This window comes from Ignavibacteria bacterium, from assembly GCA_017303675.1.
In the GTDB taxonomy this organism is placed as follows: Bacteria; Bacteroidota; Ignavibacteria; order Tepidaquicellales; family OLB5; genus OLB5.
The window spans coordinates 426,542-444,319 of record JAFLBX010000002.1 but is presented as its reverse complement, the minus strand read 5'-3'; the positions used below and the strand labels follow the sequence as shown (position 1 = coordinate 444,319).

Genomic DNA, 17,778 nt, shown 5'->3' with positions numbered 1-17,778 from the left:
CTGCGGCCGATAATTACCTGGTAAACTTCTTTTCATCGCTTACTGTGAGCTTCTTTCTGCCCTTGGCTCTGCGGCTGGCTAAAACGGCTCTGCCGTTCTTGGTGCTCATTCTTTCCCTGAAACCGTGCTTGTTTTTGCGCTTTGTATTGCTTGGCTGAAACGTTCTTTTCACAACTACTCCTGTTTACCCCCGAGGGGTTTATTATTTTGGGGTTTACCCCTTTCAGGATCACCCATTGGCTCCCCCGTTTCGGGGTTTATACCTTAGGTTTATCCCTTTTGGGGGACCGCGCTAGCGGTGTTCTGTTTATAAATTTCCTTTTAATAAAACGCTAAAATAATGAAATATTCCAACACTTTCAAGGCTTGAAAAAGCGTCCTCGACCCTCCCCCTAAAAGGGGGAGCTGGAGGGGGTATCCGGCTGCTATTGTTTCCGATAATTCATTCTTTTTTGACATACCCTTTAGGGTGAGGATGTAATTTTTAAAAAGTATGGGCTTTAGCCCTGATTGAATTAACCTGAAAAGGCACATCGATTCCGCCCTTCCAGGGCTTGGGTAAATTTGTTTACTTTAACCCGATGGGCTTTAGCCCATCGCTAAAATCTTACGCCCCATCGGGGCTTAGAATAAAAGCCTCAAACGCCTCTCATTGTCATGCTGAACTCGTTTCAGCATCTTGTTTCGGAATAGTTGATGTTAGACCTCCCCTAAATCCCCTCCTTGGTAAGGAGGGGACTTAAAATCAAAAGCTTTTTTTGTCTCCCCCTCAAGAAAATCACGGAGTGATTTTCGAAGTCCCGCCCTGGCGGGATGAATCTTGGGGGAGTGTCCGGCAGCTGCCGGACGAGGGGGTCTTTTATAAACTACCCTACCTCCCCTCACCCTGAGCCCTTGACTGCCGAAGTTCTTGCCCGCCTATGGCGTGGTTAACACAGGCAGTTGTCGAAGGGTCCTCACCCTGAGCCTGTCGAAGGGCAAAGCGCAAATTCACAACAAGTGACCCCCTCCAGCTCCCCCTCTTAGGGGGAGTGATAATTTATGAAACAAACCGTAATTCCACGCTGCTTTTGCACATTTTCTCATTTTTTGTGATCCTTATTTTTTTTTTTCGGGGCGCTTGCATGGCGAGATGTTGATTTTGAGCTGAAATCGCAAACTTTCTCACGATGAAAGCGTTCTCATTATGAATAATTCATGTTGAGAACAGTTTCAAGATGAATATTCATCTTGAGAAAATCCGCGATTAAAGAGCGGAAGCGCCATTTTATTTTCTCATTATGAATAATTAATGATGCTGAAATCAGCCTAACCGGGCCGCAGGCCCGAACTGCGTTAGCAGTTCTGCTCCCCAAGTTAGCGTGTAATACATCAGCCGCAAAAACAAAGATAAATAATAAAGCGGTAAATACTTCACCTCTCCCCCTATCAGGCCGTATGGACTGGCGAAGACATGTGGGAGCAGGTCTGCGACTCAATTGAGTCTTAGACTCGTGGAGAGGGGGTAATTCAATGTTATATATGAACATTTTACATAAAGGATAAATTAATGATTAATATGCTTACTGCATACTTAGACTAATATAATATATGCTGATTGCATATTCAAGGGGGAAAATGAATACCATTGTCTCCCCACCCTGATAGCAGCCCCAAATCGATTTAAGTACATTGAACCACCCGATAGATTGTAATAGGGACTAGTGATAAGGCTGAAAAGTTAAAAAACGATAATAATTAGTTGTTTGTTGTTAGAAACTTACAAAAAAATCCATTTTATTTAGTATGTAGTCAATTAGATAAATTTTAAGCAATTTATTATGGAATTAGGAAGTTTAGATCAAAGTATTTGGTACAATTACAATTCTGAAAAAGATAATTTAGAAAATGCATTTTCATTCCTAGAAGAACTGCCTGAAAAATTAAACTTTATCTTCAGTCAAGAATCTTTCAAAAGATTGTTTGATGACATTACAGAGGATATTAACTATGAGCTTTTTGAAAACTCATTTTATGAGGTAAGAGAACAATTAGATATGAACCTAAAGCTTGTAAAAGAAAATATTAGAATTAAGCGTTACAAAACTTACCTATATTTAAGACTTGCTCAAAATGGATTTACAGAAAATTCATTTAAATTGAAGATAAATTTATTGAACTTTCATTGGAAGAAAGCTTATTTAACAGCAAAAAATGGTATAATTGATTTTGCTAATAATAAGACTGTAGGTTTAATGAGAAAAGTTCTAGATTTACTGAACTCAATACTTGGAAGTTTTGCAAGCATTATTCCAGGCGTAGATGCGGTAAAGGAAATAAAAGAAGTGGCTGAAAGTATAATAAGTTTGGGAGAAAAGTAACCTTCGAAATTTATTGTACCTAAAATGGGCTATAAAACTATTTTCCGCGTTATTGGTCTTTTGACCAACGACAAAAGAAGATTTAGGTTACTTTAACCTAAAACAGACGTTGGTGACAACACCAACATCGGCGATTAAATTAATTAGTTACAAAAACTTGCAATTAAGGCACAAAGGGTATTGTCGTTGGTGAGAACCTTAAAAACAAGGCAGGCACCAACGATGGCGTTATAACTATAAACTGTATCCACGGTCGAAATCAACTAGTTAAGCAGGTGGAACTGTACTCCTTACTCTAACCAAGTTTTGTGTGTCTCCATATACCATTGCATGATGTTGTGAAATATGCTCTATATACTCATTACAATTTATACGATATAGAATATTGCCTACTCCTGCAGTAAAAGCAGCACTTAATGCCACTGGAAATTTCTGTATGTTTTTATAACATTGTATTCTTCCTTCACTACCCCAAGCACCACTTGTTTCATTATGTTCCCAAACAAGAGATGTTGTACCATCAGATTTCGATAAAAAACCTAAGGTTTCATAAAAATCATTTTCTGTTGCAAATCTAATTTGTTGATTCGTGCCAAAGATTAGTTGGTTCATTTTGAGTTAGGCATAATTTACGGATTAATTTTTGTTATAATGTTGAACTAAATTCACGCGTATATCGTTAAAACTAAGTGAGGCATTTAAACTTAATGATAAACCTGTATTTATCACATAAATAAATGACTCTTTTCTGTAATATCTTTCACCAAATGCTTTTAAAGATGTTTCAATACTGTTTGATTTAGCAAGTAAACATATAAGTTGATAATCTCTATTAATAACAGTTGTTTTATTATTTGGATGAGCTTTAAAAAAATGCTGGGTTGGTGTTAGTTTTATTAAATTTTCCAAATAATGCGCTAAAGACGGAAATGATTTAGATGAAAAAATGTGATGTACTTGTGTGGCATCTCCAGAACTCCATTGGTCTTTAATCTCACTTTCACGATACAATTTTCGGATAGTATTCATTGCTTTTTGTACTAAATAAGCATTATATGAAGTACCTAAGTCTGTAACTCTTTCAGCAAATAAAGATTCGGCTTCTTGTCTTGTAATATCTTTTGATTTGTTACGATCTCTCCAATTAACTCTATTATACATTAAATCACCATAACAAAAGGGAAATTTTGATAAACGGCCTTTAATTGCACCTGGTATATAATTATATGCGGAAAATACATTTAAAACCTTTGGAAAAATACGGTAAACCTCAGTCTTACCATTAATATTAGTATTTCCTAATATGAATTTTTTGAATTGATCTTTCAAGTCTTGAAATTTTTCTTCAGTAAGATTGCCGTTTTCATAGAGCGTTTTAAAATTGATAAGATTTTTTAAAAAACCGCTCGACTCCATGACTTTTAATAAATAAAAATATAAAAAAACATATGCGTTATGTTCTTTTAGAGATATATATTCTAATAATTCCTGATTTTTTATTTTATAAAAATTTGTTGTCCCACGCTTTTCGCAGTAGAGCAGTTGGGCAAAAGAAAGCATCTGGAGTGGTTGGCTTACAAATTTATCGTATTCACTCCGTGCAGTTTCCTTGAGAGCATCAGGCTTATTAAAAATATTTTTAACATTTTTAATGAAATATTGAGATTCCCAAATATCGTTTTTAGTGAAAGTGGTCTCTAAGTCATCACCGACATAATTTATCACGCAATCAGAAATTATACAAAGTACATCGGGAGTTACTTTCTGATCCATAAATCTAACACCTTTTACTTTACGAATGTCTAGATTAGCCTTATTTAAGTAATCAGATATGTTCATCAACTATCTTTCATAATTCCAAAGAAAAATACTGAATTATTATCTATATTCAATGAGCGAGTTCCATAATTCCTCGCTATCTTGTAAAATCTTGTAAATTCCTCACTATTGTAATATTCCAAATCTTTTTTGTGTATTTTCCTACTACCGTTTCTTAATGTTAAGATTGCAACAGAACCATCAGTTATTGTATTAGGTGGAAGAAAACATGCTCTGGGATAATAAGTGAGATTTGGAACCAACACTGCTTCTTTATTATTAATAAATTTCAAGACATCTAAATTTGATGTATAATTTACATAACAATCATAACCATCTATATCAATTATTTTGTTAGAACCAATGTTACGAGATTTTAAAACACGTATATCTGCTTTTGGCTTTGTTATTTTCTTTGTAATTTGTCTATCTCTGTATGATTTGTAAATGTTAAAGTTTAATTTTTGACTTACAGAATCAAAATAATCATCTCTATAAATTAACCAATAAGGATAGTTAGATGAAAAAATGTAATCTTGTCTTTTTATACTTATATTATTAAGGATATAAGATTCTATTTCAATTGAATTATTAGCCGGTAGAGGCTTGTTTTCTATAATGAAACTAATTGTTTCAATGAGTACTCCTTTAAAAGCTTTCTCTCCATAATCAATAATCTTGTTAAATTTCAATTTCGATAGAATTTCCCTGGTTTTGTTATATTCAGGTGAATTGATTAAACTTTTAGGCACTACTAAAGACACGATATCACCAAGCTGTAAACATTTTTCAATAAAAAAAGAATATAGATTATTCGTATCTTTGTTTACTACATTTGATTTATATCTATTAAGAAGTTCCTTATCTGAATTAAATTTCTTAAATGGAGGGTTCCCTACAACTATATCATAACTATGGTTAAATTCATGTAGCAAAAAATCATTATTTATATAATTGATTTTAATATTTTCCGGAATATTCAATTTTTTTACTAAAAGACCTACAATTTTTATAGCAAACTCATCAATATCTACTACATCAATTGTGACATTTTTTACTTCTCTATATTTTGTAATCAGTAGGGGAAGAAAATTACCCACTCCAATTGATGGCTCAAGAATTTTCAAATTGTCATAGTTGTCTGGGGATGGCAGATCTTTTATTATTGAGTAACAGATATCTTGTCTTGTATAATAAGCCGCATTATCAGTTTTTAATGCATTGGATGTTTCTACAATTTTTGAAAGAGTCGAATAGTTAAGTTTATTTAAATTAATTTTGACAAAATTATAAATAGCTTCATTCGATTTGAGATTTTCCTTTTCAATTATTTTATTTACTTGAGGTAAGTTTATTGATGTTTCATTCAGAACGGTTTTAATTTTGTTTGCTATTTGTCTGAAAATATTAGTAGGAACTGCTTCACCAATGCTGTGTCGAATATTCATTTCCTCCTTAGAAAGGAATTTCCTTTTTAAGTCATATGGCAATTTGTTTAAGTCTTTTTCCGATATGTCTGTCCATTTAAACGTATCAGGTATAGTCATCATTTTCATTAACTCACGTATGCTGAAAACTCTATTATCCCTCGGATGTATTGTATTCTGGCTTGCTAGAATATCATTTCTTGTGTGAATACATGGACCAACCTTATCCCAATAGCATCTTGTATATTTGTCGCTATTTTTATTTGTATTATATAGTATTAAACCATCAATTATTTGATGTGGAATTTTTTTAATATCATTATTATCAAATGCAGACTCACCTTCCTTAATATCCTTAATCCATTCCAGCATTTTAGGTGCATATGGTCTAAAGTTATGGTATATATCAGTGGGATCAATTGCACCCATTTCATTTAGTTCAGGTAAATCACCAATAACTTCTTCTAAGGTTTTTTCCTTTGTATAGTCTGGAAATATAGCATAAGGCGTAATCTCCTCTAAGTTTTTTCTTGTACCTATTACGAGTGTTCGTGTTCTGCTGGAATTATTTCCGTAATTTTTAAAATTCAAATATTCATAGTGAATATGATACTCTCCGGCTAGATTTAGCTCTATTGCATCCTTAATTTTCTTGTCCTTGCCGTCTATATCAGTACATATAGTCTTCAAAAATGTTCTTACATTTTCAAAAATAAAGAACTTAGGTTTATGATCCTTTACAAACCTAATTGATTCTGTTACAAGTGAATTTCTACTCTTCTCGTCCTTTTTTTTATGATTAGCCACAGACATTCCTTGGCAAGGAGGGGTTGCAATAACTACATCAATATCCTTTATTGAATAATTATTCTTCCAATAATCTATTTCGTTTAATAATTTAGTCTTAACATTATCTTCTTTCAAATCCCCACAGATATATCCACTTTCATAAGTACACTTGTCATTATATCTCTGAAATTTTAGCCGTTTTTCTAACAATTCAACAGTAGCAATGCATTTAAATCCTTCTAATAGAAAACCATAGCATCCTATGCCTGCACCACTGAAGAAACTAACGTAAGTATTTATTAAGTGCTTATTTTTCATTTTATTATAATAAAGTAATTTAACAACAAAAAATCTTTAAAAAAATTCAAATAATTCCTTTTACTTTAATACAAATTTATAAATTATTATCCTTTTTGGTGTATCATACGATGATATTTTTTTTGCAAAATTATGCAAATTGTGGATGACCGCCAGTCTGTTACATAACGCGCCGTTCGCAGGTAAACGCGATACTGGATAATTAAGTGAGTTTTAGTGTAACAATAAAAAAGGGGCGTATTACATACGCCCCTGCGGGATCAGGTTTCACTTACTGCTGGACTCAATTCTGTTCAATTATTTTCGTTTTCGTCATTTTCGTTATTGCCGCCGCCGGTGTCATCCTTAAATTTAGGGTTATCGAGCTTGCCGTTTTCATCATACCCGGCTTTCCTGGTATTATCGGTTTTTTGCGGCGCTTGCTCGATAGCTTTTCGTTTTTGCTCTTCACTAATTTTGTTATTGTTGGAGTCAACCGGTGAGTTTGGCTCGCTGGTTTGATTTGTTTTGGTTTTTTCAGGCATGTTAGCTGTGTTTTAGTTTATATTGATATATAATTCTAAACATTAGCCCGGGGGCAAAGGTTTTTGCGGGTATGGGAGGTGGTGCGGTGACCACCCCTCAATCCGGCTATCGCCGGATTTCTTCCCCTCCTAAAAACAGGAGGGGAGCTTTGTAATACTTCAAGAAGACAAAGCAGACGTCCCAGCGGGACGTCTCTGCAATAACAGAGTGACCGCACCCGATATTATTTTTTCACAAATTATTTAAAATAGCATGATAATAGTCTGGATACCCGCTTCCGCGGGTATGACAAGCAGTATCGTTTTAACGTTTTGTTATTTTGCCATCGGGGGAGATTTGGATGGTTGTTTCGGGGAAGTCGGATTCGGTCATGCGTTTCATAAGCTCAACCGCCTCAAAGCTCTCATCATACACCGGGAAGCCGCGCCGTACCTGTTTGAAGGGGAAAATTCTGCCGTGTGAAAAATCGCCGGATTTTGTAATGTATAGCTTCAGCACCGGCGCCAGGCCAAGATTGCCGCTTAAGCCAAACTTTCCGTATGTACAAAAATTTCCGAGTGAGTACGCTATGAACTTGCCTTTGTAAAGCTCCACTCCGCGCGGCACATGCGGCCCGTGCCCGAAAACAATATCAGCGCCAGCATCTATCATATCGTGCGCAAACTCATAGCAGTTGCCTCTATCTTCGCCAAGGTAAAACTCACGTTTGCGGTTCACATGCGTAGCGCCTGAGCCCTCGGCTCCCCCATGGAAAGCGACAATTACAATATCACACTGCTTTTTAAGGTCGCTTACAATTTTTGCTGCTTTGGTGTGATCGTTGATGCTGAGCGTTCCGGTATTAGGCGCAAAGCCTATTAAGCCGAACTTAATGCCATCTTTCACAAAAATTGCAGTCGGCGCGCTGATATGCCCGGCATATTCTATGCCGTATTGTTTCAGGGTGTTCTGTGTTTGCTTCCTGCCTATATCGCCCATATCGCCGGAGTGGTTGTTGGCAAGGTTCATCATATCAAATCCGGCATCCTTCATGTAACCCGCGTAATGCTCAGGCATTCTGAATGCCACGCAGTTCTCGGGGTTCTGGCACACCTTCGGTGTGCCGCCGCTGTTGAGCAGCGTGCCTTCGAGGTTGCCAATGGTCACATCAGCAGATTGCAGAATATCAGCAGGCGCTTCGAGTATATCGCGGCCGTCACCCGGCGGCAGCGAAGCTGCGGAGGGGTAATTGGTGCCAAGCATCATATCCCCCACCATAATTATGGAATAGACGGAGTCGGGGTCGACAGTTACTTCGGTGGTGGTTTTGCTGGTGTTTTTTTCGTTGGTAGTTTGATCTTGTTTTTTATCCGGGCTGCAGCCGGCTGCAGCCATGAAAAATAAAATTAGTGTGATCAGGAATATGAATTTTTTCACGTGATTATGGTGATGTTTAGTTTTTTCCGGATAGGTGTATGGGTGGAGATTCGATACGGTTGTAAATAAAAGTCTTTTGCCTAATCCCCGCTTCAGACCTACCACTACGAGTCGATAACTCGTAGAGTTGTAGACCTAAATCCCCTCCTTGTTAAGGAGGGGACTTAAAATCAAAAGCCTTATTTGTCTCCCCCTTATCAAGGGGGAGTGCCCTTTAGGGCGAGGGGGTCGATTTTTTTGCTGCCAAAAATTCTACCTTCGTTTTTAAACTTTCAATAACATGATCCAGAGATTGATAGATTTCAATATTAGAAAATCTTATAAAATGAATATCAAGCTGTCGGATTTCTTCTTCTCTAGTCCTGTCATATTCTAATTCTGCATCTGTTTGATGAGTAGCGCCGTCTACTTCAACAGCAATCTTTAATTCATTACAATAGAAATCAACAACATATGCACCTATTCCAAATTGTCTGCGAAATTTGACCCCCAGAATCTTTCGGTTTTTTATTTCATCCCACAGTATTGCTTCGGCTTTGGTCATATTATTCCGAAGCGATCTTCGTTTTTCCTTATCTTTTTTTCTGTTGAAAATTCTGCCCGTCTTTAAGCTCCTTAATTAAGATTTTTTATACTTAATAAGACCTCCCCTAAATCCCCTCCTTGGTAAGGAGGGGACTTAAAATCAAAAGCTTTATTTGTCTCCCCCTTACCAAGGGGGAGTGCCCTTTAGGGCGAGGGGGTCGTTATGATTTTGTTTTCTTAACCGGTTTGCCGGTGGCCTTAGCATTTTCGGGAACGAAGGTTGTTGGAGTACGCATGTAGAGGTAAACGCCCAGCCCGATAAGCACAACGGAAATTATCTGCGCTTCTGAGAGTCCCAGGAAGAACCTCGGGTTTAGCCTGATGAACTCCACCAGCAGGCGCGCAGCGCCGGAGAGCATTAAATACAGCCCGAAGAGCTTTCCATCACCTTTGAACACACTGCGTTTGCGCCACAGCAGCCAGAAGAGAAGTCCGCCGATAATAAACTCATACATTGGTGTAGGATGGCAGAGGGTGTTATCGGGCACAACGCCGCCAAATTTGGCGGCAATATCACTGCCGCGGAATGCTACTGATGGCGGAAGCGTGCCGTTGGAGTAATCGGTGCCCCAAGGCACCCATGACATGAACTCAGATACGGGCAGGCCGTAGTCGCCATCACCTGAAAGGTGGCAGCCTACACGCGCGATGCCATAACCTATCGCAAGCGAAGGTGCGGCTGCATCACAAACCCGGAGGAACGGTATCTTCTTTGTCCTGGTATAAATATAAACCAGTGCAGTTGCGAGGATAAGACCGCCATAAAAAGTTAATCCGGCCGGAGAAAACAACCCTTCGGTTGAAAATATTTTCCCCCATGACATCATTGAAAATGACTTCCACTCCTCTATCACATAAAGCAGTTTAGAGCCGGCTACGCCGCACACCAGGGCGATAAATGTAATGTTAACCGCTGCGCCTTCATCCAGCTTTTTGCGCTTGAACTCTCGCTGCAGCAGCCAGCTTGCAACAATAAAACAAATGCCAAGCATCAGCCCGTAGCTGTAAACGGGTATTGGACCCAGTTGAAATAGTTTAGGAATCATTTTCTGTCTTAATTTCTATAAAACTTTTTTTGGATACATGAGAAACCTTTACAGGCTCCGTTTTTGAACGCTGCACAAACAATTTGAATTTGCTCTTATCGGAATCTTTTTTATCTATAACTACGCAGTACTCAGTGTACTTGAAATCATACAGCCTGTATTCATATCCTGCGGTTCCGCTTGAGGAAAGATCGCCTACCGGCGCGGAAAATCCGAGTATGTTGAAGAACAGGTCCTTGCCGTCCTGGCGGTTATCCATCTTTAGTATATACTGGAATGTGAGGAATTCTTTGGTTGTCTGGAAACGGAACGAGATGTAATCACGTTTGGTAACCTCATCATGCTCTTTTGATATGTTAAGGACATATTCGAATTTTTTCGGCGGCGGTTTAACTTTTTTGGTTCTCAACTCAGATTATATTCCCTGCTAGTTTATCAAATTCAACTTCTATTTGAGAGCTGTCGCTCATATTTTTAAGAAGGCCTGCGCCTTTTATCATTTCATCATCACCTAATATATAAACATACTTAACGCCAAGCTTGTTTGCTTCTCGCATCTGCGCTTTAAAGCTGCGGTTAAGCAGGTCAGTTTCGCATGAAATATTTTTCCGCCGAAGCTCTGTGATAAGCTCAAATGCTTTATCGCGGGCTGAATCATTGAGCGAAATAAAATAGACAAGCGGCTTTGCCGCTTCACCGAAGGTGAAGCCGTTCTTTTCGGCTACGATTAAAATGCGCTCAATCCCGCTGCCGAATCCAACACCGGGGCAAGGCTTGCCGCCAAGCTGTGAGATAAGGCCGTCATACCTTCCGCCTCCGCCGAGCGCATCCTGGGAGCCAAGATCTTCGGAAACAAACTCGAATGTTGTATCGGTGTAGTAATCGAGTCCCCTGACCAGGCGGAAATCAACTTCAATGTTAACCGAAAGCTTTGTGAGCTCATTGATAACTTTATCGAAGCGCGCTTTGGAATCGTTGCCAAGGTGATCGAGTATTTTTGGTGCGGAATCGGTTATAGCTTTATCACCCGGATTTTTGGAATCAAGAATCCTCAGCGCGTTGGTTTCAAACCTGCGCTTACTGTCCTCTGACAGGCCGCTGATGTTATCTTTGAGGTAATCTCTTAACTTCGCAATATAAGCGGTACGTTCATCGGCTTTGCCGATGGAGTTAATCTTCACCTTAAAATTATTTATGCCGCAGCGGTTATATACTTCCTTTGCGAGCAGGATCAGCTCAACATCGGTGTAAATGCTATCGCTGCCGAGTATTTCGCCGCCAAACTGAGTATGCTCGCGGTAGCGGCCCGCCTGCGGGCGCTCATAGCGGAACATATTGGTGATATAATACAGCTTATGCAGGGGTGAGTCAGCCAGCATTGAGTTTTCGAGGAATGCCCGCATAACGGGGGCAGTGCCTTCGGGTCTGAGAGTGATGGAATCCCCGCTTTTATCCAGGAAAGTGTACATTTCCTTGCCAACGATATCGGTTTCAGAGCCTACTCCCCTGTTGAAAAGCTCGGTGTATTCAAATGTAGGCGTACGCACTTCGGAGAAGTTGAATAAAGCTGTAACTTCGCGAATGACTTTTTCAGCATAGTGCCATTTCCCGATATCCTTCGGTAATATATCCTTAGTGCCTTTGGGCTTCCTGAAATTCATATTTTTACAAAAATTATTATGCAATATAATTTTAGTAATCGGTAAAATCTATGAAAATCAGCAATACTATTTATAGGATTTAAATAATATCGTGGATATTATCTTACATTTACTCATATTGTTATAATATGTATTTTTGCAATAAATAAAGAATTTATATGATAAAAGCAGTAGTATTTGATCTCGATAATACTCTCATAGATTTTATGAGAATGAAGAACACTGCCGTTGAGGCAGCAACAAAGGCAATGATCGATGCCGGGCTGGACTTTCCTTATGCGGAAATACGGAAAAAAATAGATGAAATTTATAATGAAAAAGGTATTGAATACCAGCAGGTGTTTGATCAGCTGCTGAATCATTTCATTGGTAAAATGGATTATAAAATACTTTCAGCCGGTGTGGTGGCATACCGCACGGCGCGCGAAGCGGAGCTGAACACATACCCGCAGGTGATACCAACGCTAATTAAGCTGATAAAAATGGGAATAAAGCTCGGTGTAGTGAGCGACGCGCCAAGCAAAGAAGCATGGCTGAGGCTGACTTATATTGGACTTCATCACATGTTTGATGGTATAGTGACTTATGATGATTCCAGGGAGCGTAAGCCTTCTCCTGTTCCGTTCAACCTGATATTGGATAAGCTGGGAGTCAAAGCAGCTGACGCGCTGATGGTTGGAGACTGGGCAGAACGAGATGTGGTGGGAGCCAAGAGCGTGGGAATGAAAACAGCCTTCGCAAAATATGGTGATACTTTTGATACGAAGGCGCATGGGGCTGATTATGAGATAAATTCCGTGGCGGAGCTGGTGGAGATAGTGAAGAAGGAGAATGAACCATGATTAGCATGATTAAATGATTAAATGATTAGCGTAATTTTCTGGATTATAAATGCAAAATTTGTAAGCTTTCAGGGCTGAAGCTCATTCAATTTCCGGGTGCCCTATCCCCCGCCATGAATGGCGGGGTTAAAAGAATCAAATAATAAAAGAATCAAACAAATATTGAAAATATTTCACTATTGTGGTCTGTAACGATTGGAAGTTTCTATAAAGAGTTAATTAAGTAACCCCACCATTTATGGTGGGGTTTAAAAACATAAAACTAAACCGGGCTTTAGCCCTGATCTGTAATATGTCATTTGTAAAAGTATGGATTCATGCTGTTTGGGGTACTAAAAGTCGTTCTAACATTTTGAAAAAGGAAATACGAAAAGAACTTTTTAGTCACATAAAATCTAACGCAAAGGAAAAGGGAATTTATGTTGATACTGTTGATGGTTATACAGATCATGTGCATTGCCTTTTTACTTTGAATGCAGATATAAGTTTATCAAAAACATTACAACTTATAAAAGGAGAAGCATCTTTCTGGTCAAATAAGAAGGATTTAGTTAAACCTAAATTAATGTGGGCAGATGAGTATTTTGCCGTTTCTGTCAGTGAATCAATTGTTGATAAAGTCAGAAAATACATTAAGAACCAGGAAGAACATCACAGAAAAATGAGCTTCCAGGAAGAATATGAGGATTTTTTAAAAAAATTTAATTTAAAGAGTCAGGGCTAAAGCCCATTCTTTTTCATATGACTTTACCCCACCTTAAAGGGTGGGGTTAGAAGAATCAGCCTTGGAGTGGAGCTTTCATAATTTACATCATTGACTGGTGGGTTAACATAAATTTCCACTAAAAGCATAAAAAAGCTGTCAGGGCTAAAGCCCATGATTTTTTGAATTATTAACCCCGCCATAAATGGCGGGGTTATTATAGAAAAAATAATTTATTTAGAATTAACAAGTAACCAATTACAGAATAAAGGATTGTACTTATACTTTAACCTCCGCTCAAAGTGGGGTTTTATTGCAAAAATTAAATAGGGCTTTAGCCCTGATTATTAAATTATGATAAAAGGCGTAGGAATTGACATAATAGAAGTAGCGCGGATAAAGGGCATCATGGAAAAATATGGTGATAAGTTCTTTCAGCGCATACTTACTGAAAAAGAAATAGCGTACTGCAAGAAATTCAGTGATGCTGAGCTGCATTTTGCAGGCAGGTTTGCATCAAAGGAAGCATACAGCAAAGCAATCGGTACAGGAATTTCAAAAGATTTCGGGTGGAAAGATATTGAAATATTGAACGATGAGAGGGGCAAGCCGTATATTAATCATACTAAGGAAAACGAATACTCAAAGCTGAAATTTCATATAAGTATTTCGCATACTAAGGAATATGGCAGCGCGGTTGTGGTGTGTGAAGAATAGTTTTCTAATATTGAGATTGCTTCGTCGCTTCGCTCCTCGCAAATAAAAGGATAAATAACTGACGCGGGTATGTTGTTGTTACACTTCCAGCGGCCTAGCGACCATGATACCGGTTTTTTTTGAATCCCCTGCCACGTAATCCTGAAGCTCTTCGTTTGAAATTATCACCCTTTTGCTTTTGCTGGATGCGTGCATGAAGTAAGTTCCGCCGCTTTCTTTGTAAACATAACCGGTGTGCGTTACATCGAGTCCGCCTATACTTGTTGTAGTTGCGATAATATCCCCGGTCTGCATCTGGTCATATGATTTCGAGATATCTTTAGTTGGAATGTAATAATAATACCTGGAATTTATCGCGTTTTCGGCGGCTACTATGCCATCGAGCTCACTGCTGTTTGAAAGCTGTTTGTATGATTTGGTATGGGTTGACATAAAATCGATGTTTTTATTGTAAGAAACGCCGCCAATATCAGCAGTAATGTTCTTAACGATGCCTTTATTTTCGTTATCGGTGATCCAGTCACAGAAATAATGAAGGCGGCTCGAATAACCATCGATTATACCATCACGGTAGCGAACCTTTTTGAGCTCAGCCTTGTAATCATCAAAACTAGTTTTACCCTGCTTTAAACAGCGGGCAAAAACCAGGCAATTTTCAACAAATGTTACGCAATCAAGTCCGGTTAGATTTACCACCAGACTTTCGCTCATGTTTTTATCCAGTGTGCCTGCGACGTAGTCGGTATCTATGAACGATTTGCCCACCTCTGCAATGGCATCACCAATAGACATAGACTTTACCCCGCCATCAACAAGAAGCTTAAATTTCTTTTTACACAAAACCTCATCGTAGTCATCCCAAAAGGTATTAGTCATTGATTTAATACCCTGCGGTACCGCACTTAAAAATATAGCGCTTAGCGCTGTGGATTTAATGAAATTTCTGCGTGATAGTTTTGACATTAATTTATATTGTTATGGTAATTTGTAAATCAGTATAATCGCTTAACACAACACCTAGAATCGAGATCCTTCACTGCGTTCAGGATTAGAATGGCGCATCCTGCGGAGCGTAATATGAAGGCTCTGCATCTTTAGCGCGATTGGCAAACATAGCATAATTGTGAATGAACGTCAGCTTGGCTTCGCCAATGGGACCGTTACGCTGTTTGCCGACTATTACTTCAGCCAGACCCTGAACTTCATGGAACTTGGGGTCATCTTTGCTGATATATATATCGGGTCTGTTAATAAATATAACAACGTCAGCATCCTGTTCAATTGCACCTGATTCCCTTAGATCTGATAGCTGCGGGCGTTTTTCTTTGCCTGCGCGCTCTTCAACTTTACGGCTTAACTGGGATAACGCAACAACGGGGATATCAAGTTCCTTTGCCAGCTGCTTTAAACCCCTTGTTATATATGCAATTTCGAGATGCCTGTCAAGGTTTCCCTTGTTTGAAACTTCCATAAGCTGCAGGTAATCTATCATTACCATATCTATATTCTGCAGCGCTTTCATTCTGCGTGCTTTGGAACGCAGCTCAAGCAGGCTGAGCGGTGAAGAATCATCAATTATAACATTAATTTTACTGCTCATAAGCCTTGGTGTCTGCTTGGCAATTTTAGCCCAGTCTGATTCCGGAAGCCTGCCTGTTTTAAGCTTTGCGATATCCACTTTTGACTCCAGGCAAATAAACCTTAAGGCAAGCTCGCGGTTACTCATTTCAATTGAAAATATGCCGATATTTTTGCCGTGATCAACCGCTGCATTACGTGCGAAATTCAATGCGAGCGCGGTTTTTCCATGTGATGGCCTGCCGGCAATGATAATCAGCTCTGATTTCTGGAATCCGCCTGTTAAAGCGTCAAGCTCATCATACCCGGTAGGCACACCAAATACAGTAGCGCCTTTTTCATGGCGTTCGTGGATAGTTTCCACGTACTCCATTGTATCACGTACCTCATCTTGAATATTTGTATAATTTTTCTTTTGGAAATAACCTGTAACTTCAAATATCTTCTGCTGTGCTGAATCCAAAAGTGATTGCGTATGATTAGAAACATCAAAAGATTGTTCAGTTAGATAATAAGTTAATAATATTAACTCTCTCCTTATCCAATGATCAACAATTGTATTAGCCCATGAAACTATACTTTCTTTAGTACCAATGAACTCAATAACTTGAGATAAATAAGCTGGACCACCAACTGCTTCTAATTCTGATCTAATTCTTAATTCCTCTGTAAGAGTTAATAAATCAACTGGTTCATTTCTATCCCTTAACTCAATAATTGCTCTATATATCATTGAATTATGCATTGAATAGAAATGTTTCGGTTGCAATATAGATATTAATTCGTCTATTAATCGATTATCCATTATTAATGAGCCAATAACTCCAATTTCCATATCCTTGGAATGTGGAGGTATTTTCCCTTCAAATATTTTAATCTCTTGATCTTGCTTAAGATCAAGCATTTTAGATTTAGCCATACAAACTTAATTTAATAATTTACAATAATATATAGCAGTTATTAACAACTGTTTACATAAAATTGACAAATAAATATCTAAACATTGACTACTGAATATAAGGAAATTTTTGAGAATAACAATTCATAATAACGGATAAAATTTTGAAAACTGACAAAAAAAAGAACATTATGAATTATTTGAATCTATACTTAATTATTTTTACTTCTTAATGAAAATTTTGTATTTTATTTTAAATCTATTTATGGTTTTTACCGGTTAATTCTTCATATAAGGCTTTGAATTCCTGCATATCTTCCCATGTGGGACGCTTCCAGTTGGGATTCCGAAGCAGCGCTGCAGGGTGGAATGTAACTCTTACTTTCCATCCTTTGTAATCATGGGTCTTGCCCCGTAATTTATTCAATGGTTCCTTAGTTTTCAATAGAGATTCAGATGCCACTTTTCCCAGCAGTAATATAAGCTTCGGATTTATAAGCTTTAGCTGCTTTTCAAGATACGGCCTGCAAAGCTCCACTTCATCAGGGGCGGGATTGCGGTTGCCCGGCGGGCGGCATTTTAAAATATTAAGGATATATACTTCTTCACGGGCAAATCCGGTTGCTTCTAGTATTTTGTTAAGCAATTGCCCTGCCCTGCCTACAAAAGGCTCGCCCTGCGCATCCTCATCAGCGCCGGGAGCTTCTCCAATAACAACAATATCAGCCTTTGGGTTACCTACACCGAAAACAAAATTAGTACGCAACTTACCCAAACCGCATTTCATGCATATGTTAATCTTTGAATTCAGCTCATCCAGTGTTTCAGAAAATTCCCACTCCTCGCGTTTAATATTTTCATTGCCGAAGATATCAATTTCAGCGACAGCGCTTTTATTGTTTTGCGGAGTGCTTACAGAGGATTTGCGAACTTTTGGTTTAGCTATAGGTGCTGATTCAATACTTTCACTGCCCTGCTGTGTAATTTCGGGGAGAGCTTTATCGATATAAAGCTTTTCAGAATAGAAACGGTCAAAATTCTTAATTATTGATTCAGTTTCGGCAAGCAGTTTATTTACTTCTTCTGAGCTCATTT

At 38.3% G+C, this 17,778-nt stretch carries 17 protein-coding genes; 4 read left to right on the top strand and 13 right to left on the bottom strand.

The annotated features are described in order from the left end of the window. Positions 1-13: 13 nt before the first annotated feature. Positions 14-172, bottom strand: a complete 159-nt coding sequence (rpmH, locus tag J0M37_11370) for a 50S ribosomal protein L34 (protein MBN8585684.1) — start codon at positions 170-172, stop codon at positions 14-16. 1,648 nt (positions 173-1,820) lie between these two features. On the opposite strand from rpmH, the gene J0M37_11365 reads away from it, so the two are divergent. Beyond that, the gene (locus J0M37_11365) at positions 1,821-2,360 is read left to right on the top strand and encodes a hypothetical protein (protein ID MBN8585683.1); all 540 of its coding nucleotides are present in this window, start codon (positions 1,821-1,823) and stop codon (positions 2,358-2,360) included. A gap of 267 nt (positions 2,361-2,627) precedes the next feature. On the opposite strand, the gene J0M37_11360 is transcribed toward J0M37_11365, so the two are convergent. The 9 genes from J0M37_11360 to J0M37_11320 all read right to left on the bottom strand — a co-directional run bounded on the left by J0M37_11360 (position 2,628) and on the right by J0M37_11320 (position 11,945). After that, positions 2,628-2,972 (bottom strand): hypothetical protein, encoded by a 345-nt coding sequence (locus tag J0M37_11360; protein MBN8585682.1) that lies wholly within the window; start codon positions 2,970-2,972, stop codon positions 2,628-2,630. Between the two features lie 24 nt (positions 2,973-2,996). Next, the gene (locus J0M37_11355) at positions 2,997-4,199 is read right to left on the bottom strand and encodes a hypothetical protein (protein ID MBN8585681.1); all 1,203 of its coding nucleotides are present in this window, start codon (positions 4,197-4,199) and stop codon (positions 2,997-2,999) included. After that, positions 4,199-6,712, bottom strand: coding sequence for a DNA cytosine methyltransferase (locus tag J0M37_11350; protein ID MBN8585680.1), 2,514 nt, complete (start codon positions 6,710-6,712; stop codon positions 4,199-4,201). The genes J0M37_11355 and J0M37_11350 overlap by 1 nt, the downstream gene beginning before the upstream one ends. A 293-nt stretch (positions 6,713-7,005) precedes the next feature. After that, entirely contained in the window at positions 7,006-7,236 is a 231-nt protein-coding gene (locus J0M37_11345; protein ID MBN8585679.1) for a hypothetical protein, read from the bottom strand. A gap of 304 nt (positions 7,237-7,540) precedes the next feature. Then, positions 7,541-8,611, bottom strand: coding sequence for a CapA family protein (locus J0M37_11340; protein ID MBN8585678.1), 1,071 nt, complete (start codon positions 8,609-8,611; stop codon positions 7,541-7,543). Positions 8,612-8,867: 256 nt separating this feature from the next. Beyond that, positions 8,868-9,197 (bottom strand): DUF559 domain-containing protein, encoded by a 330-nt coding sequence (locus tag J0M37_11335; GenBank protein ID MBN8585677.1) that lies wholly within the window; start codon positions 9,195-9,197, stop codon positions 8,868-8,870. A 202-nt stretch (positions 9,198-9,399) separates the two neighbouring features. Beyond that, positions 9,400-10,284 (bottom strand): prolipoprotein diacylglyceryl transferase, encoded by an 885-nt coding sequence (locus J0M37_11330; protein ID MBN8585676.1) that lies wholly within the window; start codon positions 10,282-10,284, stop codon positions 9,400-9,402. Beyond that, on the bottom strand, positions 10,274-10,693 hold the full coding sequence (locus tag J0M37_11325; GenBank protein MBN8585675.1) for a hypothetical protein: 420 nt from the start codon (positions 10,691-10,693) through the stop codon (positions 10,274-10,276). Before J0M37_11325 ends, J0M37_11330 begins: the two co-directional genes overlap by 11 nt. Before the next feature lies 1 nt (position 10,694). Continuing rightward, positions 10,695-11,945, bottom strand: coding sequence for a histidine--tRNA ligase (locus tag J0M37_11320; GenBank protein MBN8585674.1), 1,251 nt, complete (start codon positions 11,943-11,945; stop codon positions 10,695-10,697). A gap of 158 nt (positions 11,946-12,103) precedes the next feature. Between J0M37_11320 and J0M37_11315 the strand changes: the two genes are divergently transcribed. The 3 genes from J0M37_11315 to acpS all read left to right on the top strand — a co-directional run bounded on the left by J0M37_11315 (position 12,104) and on the right by acpS (position 14,207). Further along, entirely contained in the window at positions 12,104-12,787 is a 684-nt protein-coding gene (locus J0M37_11315; GenBank protein ID MBN8585673.1) for a TIGR02253 family HAD-type hydrolase, read from the top strand. A gap of 292 nt (positions 12,788-13,079) precedes the next feature. Then, a complete protein-coding gene (gene tnpA / locus J0M37_11310; protein ID MBN8585672.1) occupies positions 13,080-13,511 on the top strand; it encodes an IS200/IS605 family transposase in 432 nt (143 codons plus the stop codon). Between the two features lie 333 nt (positions 13,512-13,844). Next, positions 13,845-14,207 carry a holo-ACP synthase gene (acpS, locus tag J0M37_11305; GenBank protein ID MBN8585671.1) on the top strand — a complete coding sequence of 121 codons (363 nt, stop codon included), beginning with the start codon at positions 13,845-13,847 and terminating at the stop codon, positions 14,205-14,207. A 78-nt stretch (positions 14,208-14,285) separates the two neighbouring features. Here acpS and J0M37_11300 read toward each other — a convergent pair whose 3' ends face one another. The 3 genes from J0M37_11300 to J0M37_11290 all read right to left on the bottom strand — a co-directional run bounded on the left by J0M37_11300 (position 14,286) and on the right by J0M37_11290 (position 17,776). Next, positions 14,286-15,170 carry a DUF1460 domain-containing protein gene (locus J0M37_11300; protein MBN8585670.1) on the bottom strand — a complete coding sequence of 295 codons (885 nt, stop codon included), beginning with the start codon at positions 15,168-15,170 and terminating at the stop codon, positions 14,286-14,288. 85 nt (positions 15,171-15,255) lie between these two features. Further along, entirely contained in the window at positions 15,256-16,704 is a 1,449-nt protein-coding gene (gene dnaB / locus J0M37_11295) for a replicative DNA helicase (protein MBN8585669.1), read from the bottom strand. A 238-nt stretch (positions 16,705-16,942) separates the two neighbouring features. After that, positions 16,943-17,776 (bottom strand): uracil-DNA glycosylase, encoded by an 834-nt coding sequence (locus tag J0M37_11290; GenBank protein ID MBN8585668.1) that lies wholly within the window; start codon positions 17,774-17,776, stop codon positions 16,943-16,945. Positions 17,777-17,778: the final 2 nt, after the last annotated feature.

Excerpts from the sequence above, each read along its gene's own strand:
- J0M37_11365 (MBN8585683.1), top strand. The coding sequence starts at position 1,821 with ATGGAATTAGGAAGTTTAGATCAAAGTATTTGGTACAATTACAATTCT.
- J0M37_11360 (MBN8585682.1), bottom strand. The coding sequence starts at position 2,972 with ATGAACCAACTAATCTTTGGCACGAATCAACAAATTAGATTTGCAACA.
- J0M37_11355 (MBN8585681.1), bottom strand. The coding sequence starts at position 4,199 with ATGAACATATCTGATTACTTAAATAAGGCTAATCTAGACATTCGTAAA.
- J0M37_11350 (MBN8585680.1), bottom strand. The coding sequence starts at position 6,712 with ATGAAAAATAAGCACTTAATAAATACTTACGTTAGTTTCTTCAGTGGT.
- J0M37_11345 (MBN8585679.1), bottom strand. The coding sequence starts at position 7,236 with ATGCCTGAAAAAACCAAAACAAATCAAACCAGCGAGCCAAACTCACCG.
- J0M37_11340 (MBN8585678.1), bottom strand. The coding sequence starts at position 8,611 with ATGGCTGCAGCCGGCTGCAGCCCGGATAAAAAACAAGATCAAACTACC.
- J0M37_11335 (MBN8585677.1), bottom strand. The coding sequence starts at position 9,197 with ATGACCAAAGCCGAAGCAATACTGTGGGATGAAATAAAAAACCGAAAG.
- J0M37_11330 (MBN8585676.1), bottom strand. The coding sequence starts at position 10,284 with ATGATTCCTAAACTATTTCAACTGGGTCCAATACCCGTTTACAGCTAC.
- J0M37_11320 (MBN8585674.1), bottom strand. The coding sequence starts at position 11,945 with ATGAATTTCAGGAAGCCCAAAGGCACTAAGGATATATTACCGAAGGAT.
- J0M37_11315 (MBN8585673.1), top strand. The coding sequence starts at position 12,104 with ATGATAAAAGCAGTAGTATTTGATCTCGATAATACTCTCATAGATTTT.
- tnpA (MBN8585672.1), top strand. The coding sequence starts at position 13,080 with ATGTCATTTGTAAAAGTATGGATTCATGCTGTTTGGGGTACTAAAAGT.
- acpS (MBN8585671.1), top strand. The coding sequence starts at position 13,845 with ATGATAAAAGGCGTAGGAATTGACATAATAGAAGTAGCGCGGATAAAG.
- J0M37_11300 (MBN8585670.1), bottom strand. The coding sequence starts at position 15,170 with ATGTCAAAACTATCACGCAGAAATTTCATTAAATCCACAGCGCTAAGC.
- dnaB (MBN8585669.1), bottom strand. The coding sequence starts at position 16,704 with ATGGCTAAATCTAAAATGCTTGATCTTAAGCAAGATCAAGAGATTAAA.
- J0M37_11290 (MBN8585668.1), bottom strand. The coding sequence starts at position 17,776 with ATGAGCTCAGAAGAAGTAAATAAACTGCTTGCCGAAACTGAATCAATA.